Raw genomic sequence first — 11,062 nt, forward strand, 5'->3', positions numbered from 1 at the left:
GATAAATTTATGCTAGAAATAAGGTTCGAAATTCAAGGTAAGTCAATGATTTTACAAATTTAATTATGAATAAAAACCTTCGTACCAATGGTTGCTCTAGATGACAATTCTAGAACATCGTGATTAAACATTCTAATACATCCATGTGAATGATTCTTACCAATTGAAGCCGGGTTATTCGTTCCGTGTATACCATAATGAGGCTTAGACAATCCCATCCAAAGCACTCCGAATGGTGCAGGAGGATTAAGTTGTTTATTGATGATCGTGTATGTACCAGAAGGTGTTGGGGTTAATATTTTGCCAACTGCAATCGGGTAAGCTTTTATAAGTTTATTGTCATCCATTAGCTTTAATCGATGTTTTAAAGTGGATATGTCGATCCATATTGCCATGAAGATCAACTCCAATTTTAAAATAGTATGAAGCAATATAGATATCAGTTAATTCGAGGAAACCAATTTTGTCGATCTTATTCCTTGTCGAATTTAAAAAAGACCTGAGCAACGACTCAAGTCTATAAACCCTTATTCTAATATATGCTGCTTAACCCAAAATAATTACATGCAGACCAGTTTTACGTAATAATTAGAGGTGAAATCGTTGGAAAAGTTTATTCGGATTTTATTTTTGTGACTTCACTACCGGAATATAGATATCGCAAATTTTCCCTTCATCAAGCATGCAACGGTCATCGTATAGTTCAAAGTCATTACAACCTGGTGCATACTCGAACCCCGACTTAGGAAACCATTCATTAAAAATATAATTCCATGTTCCTTGAATGGCAGCTACAAAGTTTTTAGCATCAGAAGGGGGTGTAGAAAATACGGCATAAGTTGCGGGAGGGACTTCACAAATATGGTATTCGTCAGCAATTTTTGCCCCAGCTTTTGGTTCGACACCGATTACATATTTAAACTCTCCGGTTGTCGGGTCTTCCGGGAAGCATACCCCATATTCATCGTGCTTTTTAATAAAGTTTTCCGAGTGAAGTTTTTCCATTTTTCCGCCGCTCATATAGTCATCCCAAAAAGCTGGGATTGCTGTAGAGTTTTCTCCGCCAGTTGACGTTGTTTTAATGGCATATCCGGCAAGTTTAATAGCAGACAGTGTAACAAATTTAGGTTCCATAACAATTCCTCCGATAAAGTATTTGTACGTACAGGTTAAGCTTGGCGGGAATGGTCGGCCACAATGCGCATGCAAACGGTAAGTTCCTGGTGAACAGCCGTAATAACGCCGAAAAGCTTTACTGAATCCAGAGTGTGTCTCAAACCCATATTCCACTGAAATATCGAGAATCCGTTTGCCTGAAGAAAGTTCATGTGCAGCAAATGTAAGTCGTCGGTTCCGGACATAGGTCATCACCGAATATCCGGTACCCCATTGGAATACCCGGCTGAAATGCCAAGTTGAATAACCCGCTTGTGCAGCCAAAATATCCGGACTGATATTTTCAGTAATATTTTCATCGATAAACTCTAAAATCCCCTGTAAAGTTTCTACTGTGTCCATTTATATCCCCCTAGCTGTATAGTTATTCGTACAGTAAAATCAGTATACCAGAGCACTGGAGGAAAACTGTTCCAAAATTGCTGTATTTGGAAATTAAAAGAAAAAGTAAAGAAGCGTGATGATATTGGATTACTGGTTTATTTTAAACACTTCATCAATTACCTTATTTAAAAAAGCATATCGATTTTTTATCCTTACAACGCAAGTCTTTTAGCGCTATAATACCTCTAGAGGTGAAGAGAATGTATATTTCAGAAACAACAGTAGAAGTGCGCTATGCCGAGACAGATCAGATGGGTGTAGTTTATCATGCGAATTACATCATTTGGTGCGAAATCGGGCGTTCACAGATTGTGAAGGATTTAGGATTTAATTATGCGAAGCTTGAAGAAGACGGGTATTTATCGCCTGTTATGGATTTCTCGATTCAATATAAAGCGGCGATGCGCTACGGACAAACGGCGACCGTTCGCACATGGATAGAAGAACATACGAAGCTTCGTACTACATATGGCTATGAAATTCTGCATGAAGACGGCACCGTTGCCGTAACGGCGAAGTCTCAACATATTTTAGTGAAAAAGGAAAACTTCCGTCCGGTCGCATTGAAAAAGATTGATGCTGCTTGGGATGTCAAATATGCTGAAGTTGCGAAAATTCAAAGTTAATCGACATGTCCTGTTAAATTGATAACAGGGCATTTTTTCTTTAACGAACAGACGAATATTGTTATAATCATATACGACCTAACGGAACTGTATATAAAAAACTATGAGGGAGGTGTGTTCATGGCACCAAAAACAATCGCGAATATTCAAACCCGCTGTCATATTTTATTGACGAATACGGCACGTGAAGCGATGAAGGAGCATGTTCCAGATGAACACGCCTTTTTTAATTTACAGCAATATTTCATTGTCGCGATTGAGAAAGTATCAGTCGATGCAGAGCAGACGCATTTGACCATCTTTTTCGACAATGAAAAAAATGTAAAGCTTAAAAACAAGTTTGAAGAGCGCGTTGTCATCATGGACTGTGTTTTCGACCCGAAAAACGGGCTTGTGGCGAAAAGTTTTCGAACACGCGGCAAAGGGACACCAGTTGTCACAAATCGCCGCGCCACGATGAAAATCCGCTTCGTTGCCTCCCGTATTAGCGGCCATACATACCAGGAGCCGTTTCTAAAGGCAATTGACGAATTGCCGATTGCACAGGAACGCTTTGATTATGTCAATAAGCGAATCAGCAGCTGGGAAGGCTATTTAAAAGTATTGAACAAAAATGCGGACATTGAAGATATTCATGCCCGTTTTTCAAGTGTGACGTTTGATGCCGACTTTTCTCATATGACCGTCCGAATTAATAACCTTGATAAAAAACAGTGGAAACAGCTGGAGGGGCTAAGTGCGCGTTTACGCGGCTATGTCCAGGAAATCGGGGATGTTGCCAAAATCCGTCGTAACGAGAATACCGTTGAAATTGCGTTAAAACCGTATTACAGTAATTTAGCGCGGAGAAATGAGCTTCAGTTCCAATCAGAAGACATCGAATTCTCCAATGCTGCAACGAAATCACAGCTAAAACGCCTTTTGAAAGGGTTTGAACGTTTAAAAGAAGGATTGGCCGCAAATGCGAACCTCGAAACGATTCTATTTGAAGATAAACCAGTCATTGCCGAACGCAGACAAACGATTCCTCTAGATTTTCATAATCGGCTGAATCCTTACCAGCAACAGGCAGTCGAAGGGGCGATTAGTTCCGAAGATCTGTATGTCATTCAGGGTCCGCCGGGTACTGGTAAAACGACAGTTATTTCGGAAATTTGCTATCAAAATGCAAAGGCAGGACTGAAAACACTTGTTGCTTCCCAATCAAACTTAGCAGTCGACAATGCATTAAGCCGGCTTTTATCAAACAAGGATATCCGGATTTTACGCTACGGTCGTACAGAAAGCATTGAAGAAGAAGGGAAAAAGTTTATTGAGGAAAATGTTGCGACCTATTGGCAGGAGCAGACATTCGAAGCAATCGGCCATGAAATTTCGCTGCATGAAAGAAAAGAACAGCTTTTAAATAATGAGATCAATCAAGCACAAAATGAAATTGCAGCGCTTGAACAAAAACAAAAAGAGCTCGAACTGCAAATTGAACAAAAAGAAGCGGCAAAAGCCGAATTGCATGTTTTGGCCGAAAAGATCCTGGCATTGAAAAAAGAACTGACTGAATGCAAAAAAGAACTGGAAGACAATGAACGCAAACTGGAAAAACTGCAGGCAACACAGAGCACAGTAGCAGAAACCGTTGCGAATTTTGAACAGCAATTAAAAGACGGCTCGACTGTCGAGCAACTGACTGAACAAGCACAACAGTTAAAAGAAGTGAGAGAAAACTTCCAGCAGCAACTTACGCAAAGTCACTATAAAGCGCAACTTGAACAATTCCAGCAGCGTTTTGATGCTGTTAAAACGAAAATTGAAAAGACCAACGAAACGTCACAGTATGATTTGCTCGTTGATAAAATTGCCTCTTTGAAAAAAGTGTACGAAATTGAGGAGTTCATGAGTGAATACAATATTCGCCGGAACTATGCAATGGACCGGTTACTTACAGCACTTGATCGAATTCAGCCGCAAATGGAGCAGTATAAACCGATCAAAGACGTGAAGGAACGGCTGGAAAAGGCATTGCACTACAGTGAAACGGCGTTAGGTATCCATGTGACACCGGACAGGCTGGATATGGGCCATCATTATACGCTTGAAGAGATTCAGGAGTTTTTGACGAAGCTTAGCATCGCTTTCCGGGACCGTCGAGTAAATGCCCAAAACGGAACCCGCTCCATTCAGGGCATTCATTTACGCAAACAACATATAGAGCAGCTGAACAATAAATATATGGATGCAATCCGTGAAACGGTGCTCATTTTCGAAAAGCTGAAAGAAGAAATCATTCTTCAGTTTAAAGAGCAAAATGATGTGAAGGCACAGCATCTTCAGCAATTGGAAGAAGAGGCAACAGCGGTAAAATCCCAAATGGATGCGGTCAACGAAAAAATCAATCCATCGATAACGTTAACCCATACAACGGATGAGCTGGAAGAACTGCTCGCAACAAATGAACTCGATCAGATGAAAACCGAAACACAGCGCCAAAACCGAGAAAAAGTGGAGCTTCAACTGAACAAAAAAGCGGAGGAGCTGGCAGTTTTAAATGAACAGATTGCCCTCGGTACGGAGACTGTCGAGCAGTTAACAGTGCGCTTTAAAGGCATCAACAGTGAAGGGATCCAGCTTGAAAAACGCCGGACAGAACTGGAGCAGCTGACAAAGCAGAACCCTGAACTAGCGATCATCGAAGTAAACGAAAAGATCGAACAGCTTACTGAACAGATTGCGACTCTAGAAGTGAAAATTAGTTTGCTTCCGGTAACAGCGGAACTTCAAAACGAATGGCACGGCTTATTGAAAAATGCCAATGCCCATGACTTGGAGGAAATCCGCAAACTGTATGTGAAACACGCCAATGTCATCGGAACAACATGTGTTGCTTCAGCAAATAAAGAGTTTATGGACAACTATCCGACATTTGATGTTGTCATTATTGACGAAGTTTCGAAAGCAACACCACCTGAACTGTTACTGCCGATGTTAAAAGGTGCCAAAATCATTTTAGTTGGGGATCATCACCAGCTGCCGCCACTTGTCGGGGATGCGACGTTTGAAGAGACATTGGAGCAAGTTGTGAAGGAAAGTACAACATTTGAAGAAAAACGGGAGCTTGAAAAGTTACTGGAAGAATCATTGTTCGAGCGTCTTTATAACAATCTGCCGTCACAAAACAAAACAATGCTCGCACTTCAATATCGTATGCATAAAAATATTATGTCAACTATCACACCGTTTTACGAAAATGAATCCGAACAGCTGCAATGCGGGTTAGAGGATTCAGATGCTGTACGTGACCATTTCCTTGAAACATCCAAAATTACGCGGAAACACCATTTACTATGGCTCGATATTCCGAACAAAAAGCCGTATTTTGAAGAGCGTATGAAGGAAGGTTCGAGTCTATTCAATTTGGCTGAGCTGGATCAAATTAAACAGCAGCTGCTTGAATTGAATGCAGCGACAGAACAAGCGAAAGCACAAGGATTGATTCCGCAGGACGCATTAAAATCGGTTGGCGTTATTTCTTTCTACGCTGAGCAAGTAAAACGCATCAACCGTTTGATTGAACAGGAAATCAGTGTACCGCATTTACACATCCGTACAGGATCAGTCGATAAATTCCAAGGGATGGAGATGGATGTGATTATCGTCAGCATGGTGCGGAACCATGACAATGAGCGCGGAGAAATCGGGTTTGCGAAAGATTACCGCCGCCTTAATGTTGCATTATCCCGCGCAAGGGAACTGCTGATCATGATCGGCAGTACTGAAATGTTCACAAAGCGGCCTAAAAGCGCGAAAACACGGGATATGTATGCCCATGTATTAACGACAGTAAAAGAGCAAGACGGCTATTATGCTGTGTAGAAACAGGGGGATTGAATGGATTTACAAATTACAGTTTTACAGCTGCAGAAAGAACTCATCCAAAACCCGTCCATTGAAATAAAAAAGCAAATGCAATATGCCATTCCGATTCACACATTGGAAGTAAAATATCATCCGGTGATGCGCAATGCGATGGATATTTTAATGAAGATGATGCTCATTTCTTTTGAGAAGGCAAAGCTGAAAAATGTTGAGTTATTAGCCGAAATTTTGTTAGTGGAACCGTTATTTATTCATGATTTGACGAATAAAATGTTACGACTGGGTATGATTGTGAAGGAACAGGAATTTGCACTTACCGCTAAGGGTAAGGCACAGCTGGAATCGGGCATTTTTGAAGAGGAGCTTGAAGAAACAAGTTATTTTATTCAATACAGCCCGATCCATGAGCAGCCACTGGATGGTGATCTGGAGGAATTTGCGGATTTGGAGGAGTTTCCGGAGCCTTTCCCGACAATCGAAACGGAAGAAATCGAAGCAATTGAAGAAGCGGTGCTGATTGAATTCATTCAGCAGCAACTATCCGAACAACCGGTTGCGGAAGATGAAGTACCGCATTATATTACAAGTGTTGTTTCGACGGAATCGATCCAGATTAATGATATACCGGTCCTATGTTTTTTGCTTTTCGATCAAAAGGAAAACAGACATTTTGTGCGGGTATACAATACATTGACATGTGTATGGGATGAACAGCTGGAGACAATGTTATTCAATATAGAAAAAGAGCAGCTTTAGTAAGTGTGAAATAATATTTTTAGAATTATTGCAAAATTATAAAGTACATGATACACTAATGACAATTTAATAGTCTTATCAAGAGAAGCGGAGGGACTTGGCCTTATGATGCTTCAGCAACCTCTAGTTCAACTAGAAAGGTGCTACTTCCAGCAAGGTGTCAACCTTGGCAGATAAGAACGGGTAAAAAGGCCCCTCTCATTTCTGTTTTTGCTGGAATGAGAGGGGCTTTTTATATTGTTCTGAAACAGTTTGTTTCAAACGTAAAACAATGCATTGCCTGAAAACCACAAGATTATTAAAAGATTGTTGAAAAAGTTTATGAGGGGGAAAGTGGAATGCCGATTAATATCCCGAAACATTTACCGGCGGGAGAGCTGCTTAGAAAAGAGAAGATTTTCGTTATGGAGGAAGACCGTGCGAAAACGCAACAAATTCGACCGTTAAATATTTTAGTGTTTAATTTAATGCCTGAAAAAGAAAAAACCGAGCTGCAATTGCTGCGTTTACTCGGGAATACACCGTTACAGGTAGATGTGACATTTTTAAACACGGCTACATACGAATCAAAAAATGTTTCCAAATCACATTTAGATACATTTTACCGAACATTCGACCAAGTAAAGCACCGTCGTTTTGATGGACTGATCATTACCGGTGCGCCAGTAGAGAAAATGGATTTTGAAGAGGTAGGCTACTGGAATGAAATCACGCATGTTATGGATTGGGCAAATGAACATGTCACTTCGATCATGTATATATGTTGGGGCGCCCAAGCTGCCCTGTACCATCATTTTGGTATTGGAAAGTTCGAATTGCCGAAAAAATGCTCCGGTGTCTATTCCCATGTGATTACGGATTTAACAGTAGATTTAGTGCGGGGCTTCAGCGATGAGTATGTGGCACCGCATTCACGTCATACGTCGGTTTCGATTGATGAAGTGCGGGCACATCCTGACTTGCGTCTTCTAAGCTATTCGGATGACGCAGGGGTGTTTATTGTTCAATCGAAAAACAATAAACATATTATGATTACCGGGCATCTGGAATATGATGCAACGACACTATCCGATGAGTACTTCCGCGATAGAGAAAAGGACCCGGACAATACGGAAATGCCGGTCAACTATTTCCCGAATAACGACCCGCTACAAAGACCGAAAAATGTTTGGCGTGCCCATTCGCATCTGTTGTTCTACAACTGGCTGAACTATTACGTATACCAAGAAACACCGTATGAATGGCATTACGTCGATGAAAATATTGAATATCATATTTAATTTGTGTAAATGAAATGAACCAGCAGGAGGTGGACTCCGGCTGGTTCGATTTTATTTTATTGCAACCCAGGCACGTTCGCGTTCTATCTGCAAACTGATTTCCCGCCCGAAGAAATCGCTTAATAATTCGTCCGTTAAAACAACTTCCCGTGCACTTGCTTCCACATTTTTTCCGTCTTTCATCAGAAGCACATGGCTAAAACAAGGGAGAATTTCTTCTACATGGTGTGTAACATAAATGAGGGTAGGGGCGTTTTCCGCTTCTGCAATCTGTTCAATCGTTTGCAGCAAGTTTTCCCGTTCAATCAGGTCCAGGCCCCCGCACGGCTCATCCAGTATTAAAATTTCTGGATCTGCCATAATGGCCCTGGCGATTTGAACACGCTGCCGTTCACCTTGTGACAAATGCTCAAATGATTTATTCGCTAAATGATCACAGTGAAAATGTTTCATAATAGAAACGGCATGATCAATTTCTTCTTCCGTCACATCGTTAAATAGACGAAGGGCACCGAACTTCCCGCTGAGCACGATTTCAATCGCATTATCCTGCCAATTGAAGTTATCGATCATCGCATTGCTCACCCAGCCGATCCGCGTTCGAAGCTTCGGTATATACGTCTTGCCGTAGATTTCACCGAGCACCTGGACTTTTCCTTCATTTGGCCAAATATAGCCGTTAATTACTTTTAGTAAGGTTGTTTTACCGGATCCGTTTAACCCTAAAATCGCCCAATGCTGTCCTTTTTGTACATGCCAGCTTAAATCATTTAAAATCTTTTTATCATTGCGATATAAATGGATATTTTCAATATGTATCATTTAAAAACACCTCCACTTTCTACTATGCACTCTTTTCCAATTGAACGGAAGTATTTTTTGAAAATTGTAACAATTCGAGCGAAAAAAAGAAAGCAAACGCATAATGCTTGCTCTCCTCATTATTTATATAACAACACTTTCGACACCTGCTGCGCGGTGGAACAGCTTTCCGTTCCATTTGAGCGCCCATTGTACGACAGGCCCTAAGCCGAACGCCATAAATACAGTACCGATTCCAACAGGTCCGCCCAATACAAAACCTAATACAGCAACCGTTACTTCCATTGTAGTACGTGCGCGGTTGACACTCCAGCCGAGGCGATGCACCAACAGCAGCATTAACGTATCACGAGGCCCTACACCGAGATTTGCAACCATATACATCCCGCAGCCAAAGCCCAGCAGAACAACGCCAACAACAAACGCCAATGTTTGTTCTAATAGCGTATTTGCATCTGGTAAAACGATTAAAAATATATCAATAAAAATTCCTGTCAGGAACATGTCCAAATAAGTCCCGGCTTTTGGCAATCTTTTTGTGAAAAACGTATCAACAGCCAGAATAAGCAAGCCTAAAATAATGGACCACATACCGACCGTCAAGCCCAAGTTTTTTTGTAATCCGATATGAAGGACATCCCATGACCCAACTCCAAGTATTTGTCCTTTGATCGTCAATGCGACGCCTAATGATAAAACAATGATGCCTGCAATAAAAAATACGCAGCGCCAATAAAATTCCTGTTTCACTTTCACATGTAATCCCTCATCAATCCTCGATATAATCCTTACTCATTATAACGATTGAATCGGCAAAAATGGATTTACAATAAATTCGAAACATTTGAACTTTTTGAGCTGCAAATAGACCCGATTAGAATAGGGAATATGAGCATTTAATTTTCATATGAATAGCGCAATTCATCGGACGAATTGTCGACATCTACAACTAGATGATGTTCATTAAAAAACCATTCATCGGATTTTTCGATATAATAATGAATGCCTTCAACAACTGTTTCAACACCTATTTCATGCGGCTGCTCCCGGGTCATCCCTAACGAAAAACCTTCATGAAAAGGTGAAGAACCTCCATAACGTGCATAAAAGCGAATAAAATCGCCTTTTTCTACTTCCATCTCTTGTTTAAACCAATTGAGTGCTTTTTCTGATAGTTTGATTTCCATATATTTCACCTCTACTGTCATTATGCAGTAAATAAAAAAAACTTACAAAGCTCGCGTTCTGAATTTCAAGTACAAAAAAAGACTGAAAGGAAACCCTTTCAGTCTACAGTTTAAAATCCTTTAATTTTCGGTTCAGTACCGGCTTTAATCCGCTTAATATTTTCACGGTGACGGTAAAAAATGAAGCCTGCCAAAACGACAACCAAAATGAATAATGCATATTCTCCTGTTATCATCCAATGAACAATTACATAAATAACGGCCGCAGCGGATACAATCATAGATGACAAGCTCACCATCTTAGTTAACTTTAAGGCGATGACAAATACGATGATTAAAATTAAAAATAACGGTAAATTATAGCCTAAAATAACACCGCCGCTTGTAGCAACCGCTTTCCCTCCACGGAAGCTAGCGAAAATCGGGAACATATGGCCTGCTGCTGCAATCACACCCAAGAATAGCGGGTGGACAGTGCTGTCTGCAAAAAACGGCAATAACGGTAGCAATACCGCAGCCGTTCCTTTTAATATATCAATAAGCAATACGGCAATACCCGGTTTTTTACCTAATACCCTAAATGTATTGGTCGTTCCTAGATTGCCGCTGCCTTGTTGTCGAATGTCCGTTTTGTAAAAAATCTTGCCAATCCACAAAGCTGATGGAATGGAACCGATTAAATAAGCACAAATAATAATTAACGCGTTGATCAAGTGTTGTGCTCCTTTCGAATTCAGAATTACTACTTGGTACTAATAGTATGTATCGAATATTTTACAATGTTTTTTAATAGAAGGAAAGAGGTATTATTTTTTCGTCCATCGTAAAAAAACAGGGAAAAAGTTACATTTTATTGTTTGCTGCTAAAGGATATGCTTTTAAACGTTCGTTTTTGATGATACAATTAATCTTTGCAAAGCCTAAATCAGTACCTTTAAACATTGACATCATGCATATTTGA

10 protein-coding genes and 1 riboswitch are annotated in these 11,062 nt (G+C 40.5%); of the genes, 4 read left to right on the plus strand and 6 right to left on the minus strand.

Annotation, left to right across the window (positions count from 1 at the left end; translation table 11 throughout):
- Window positions 1-59 precede the first annotated feature (59 nt).
- Complete coding sequence (locus tag MHH44_RS10045; protein WP_340798474.1) at window positions 60-395, minus strand: L,D-transpeptidase; 336 nt, start codon at window positions 393-395, stop codon at window positions 60-62.
- A gap of 229 nt (window positions 396-624) precedes the next feature.
- Window positions 625-1,518 carry an AraC family transcriptional regulator gene (locus MHH44_RS10050; RefSeq protein ID WP_340798475.1) on the minus strand — a complete coding sequence of 298 codons (894 nt, stop codon included), beginning with the start codon at window positions 1,516-1,518 and terminating at the stop codon, window positions 625-627.
- A 242-nt stretch (window positions 1,519-1,760) separates the two neighbouring features.
- On the opposite strand from MHH44_RS10050, the gene MHH44_RS10055 reads away from it, so the two are divergent.
- The 4 genes from MHH44_RS10055 to metA all read left to right on the plus strand — a co-directional run bounded on the left by MHH44_RS10055 (window position 1,761) and on the right by metA (window position 8,092).
- Complete coding sequence (locus MHH44_RS10055; RefSeq protein ID WP_340798476.1) at window positions 1,761-2,186, plus strand: acyl-CoA thioesterase; 426 nt, start codon at window positions 1,761-1,763, stop codon at window positions 2,184-2,186.
- A gap of 120 nt (window positions 2,187-2,306) precedes the next feature.
- Complete coding sequence (locus tag MHH44_RS10060) at window positions 2,307-6,053, plus strand: AAA domain-containing protein (RefSeq protein WP_340798477.1); 3,747 nt, start codon at window positions 2,307-2,309, stop codon at window positions 6,051-6,053.
- 15 nt (window positions 6,054-6,068) lie between these two features.
- Window positions 6,069-6,812: a nucleoside-diphosphate sugar epimerase gene (locus MHH44_RS10065; RefSeq protein WP_340798478.1), complete on the plus strand. Its 744-nt coding sequence runs from the start codon at window positions 6,069-6,071 to the stop codon at window positions 6,810-6,812.
- A gap of 72 nt (window positions 6,813-6,884) precedes the next feature.
- A riboswitch (SAM riboswitch) is annotated at window positions 6,885-6,992 on the plus strand.
- Between the two features lie 158 nt (window positions 6,993-7,150).
- Window positions 7,151-8,092 (plus strand): homoserine O-acetyltransferase MetA, encoded by a 942-nt coding sequence (gene metA / locus MHH44_RS10070; protein ID WP_087617258.1) that lies wholly within the window; start codon window positions 7,151-7,153, stop codon window positions 8,090-8,092.
- Between the two features lie 51 nt (window positions 8,093-8,143).
- On the opposite strand, the gene MHH44_RS10075 is transcribed toward metA, so the two are convergent.
- The 4 genes from MHH44_RS10075 to plsY form a co-directional block, all read right to left on the minus strand.
- On the minus strand, window positions 8,144-8,914 hold the full coding sequence (locus tag MHH44_RS10075; protein WP_340798479.1) for an ABC transporter ATP-binding protein: 771 nt from the start codon (window positions 8,912-8,914) through the stop codon (window positions 8,144-8,146).
- 123 nt (window positions 8,915-9,037) lie between these two features.
- Window positions 9,038-9,664 carry a YitT family protein gene (locus MHH44_RS10080; protein WP_193433782.1) on the minus strand — a complete coding sequence of 209 codons (627 nt, stop codon included), beginning with the start codon at window positions 9,662-9,664 and terminating at the stop codon, window positions 9,038-9,040.
- 146 nt (window positions 9,665-9,810) lie between these two features.
- Window positions 9,811-10,101, minus strand: coding sequence for a HesB/YadR/YfhF family protein (locus MHH44_RS10085; RefSeq protein WP_008408787.1), 291 nt, complete (start codon window positions 10,099-10,101; stop codon window positions 9,811-9,813).
- Window positions 10,102-10,211: 110 nt separating this feature from the next.
- Window positions 10,212-10,814, minus strand: a complete 603-nt coding sequence (gene plsY, locus MHH44_RS10090) for a glycerol-3-phosphate 1-O-acyltransferase PlsY (protein WP_340798480.1) — start codon at window positions 10,812-10,814, stop codon at window positions 10,212-10,214.
- Window positions 10,815-11,062 lie beyond the last annotated feature (248 nt).

Source organism: Solibacillus sp. FSL K6-1126, assembly GCF_038003445.1.
In the GTDB taxonomy this organism is placed as follows: domain Bacteria; phylum Bacillota; class Bacilli; order Bacillales_A; family Planococcaceae; genus Solibacillus; species Solibacillus silvestris.